The organism is Algoriphagus sp. SE2, from assembly GCF_039563885.1.
Lineage (GTDB): Bacteria > Bacteroidota > Bacteroidia > Cytophagales > Cyclobacteriaceae > Algoriphagus.
On the sequence record NZ_JBCLWJ010000084.1, the window covers coordinates 1 to 392 of the forward strand.

Sequence of the window (392 nt, forward strand, 5' to 3'; positions counted from 1 at the left end):
AAATTTTGCAACAGAAGTTGCGTGAAGTTATATAAATAAAAAGCGGAACGTAATTCCGCTTCTGTAAATGTGATCCTGTCAGGACTCGAACCTGAAACCTACTGCTTAGAAGGCAGTTGCTCTATCCAGTTGAGCTACAGGACCTGGATAAACTTTTTGTTATATCAATATGATTAAACAAAACAAATAAAGTCGGGGTGGCAGGATTCGAACCTACGACCTCCTGCTCCCAAAGCAGGCGCGATACCGGGCTACGCTACACCCCGAGACTTTTATATTAACACTATACTTTTTAACTCCTTGCAAGTTAAATTTCAACCAAATGAAGGATTTTAGATAGTATCTTGCTTTCACAAGCCATTCTATTTTAAAATCCAAAAGTTTAGAGAAAA

Annotated in this window: 2 tRNA genes; both read right to left on the reverse strand. The window is 38.3% G+C overall.

The window, feature by feature from the left end:
- Nucleotides 1-70: 70 nt before the first annotated feature.
- A tRNA-Arg gene (locus AAGF08_RS20520) sits at nucleotides 71-144 on the reverse strand.
- 48 nt (nucleotides 145-192) lie between these two features.
- A tRNA-Pro gene (locus AAGF08_RS20525) sits at nucleotides 193-266 on the reverse strand.
- Nucleotides 267-392: the final 126 nt, after the last annotated feature.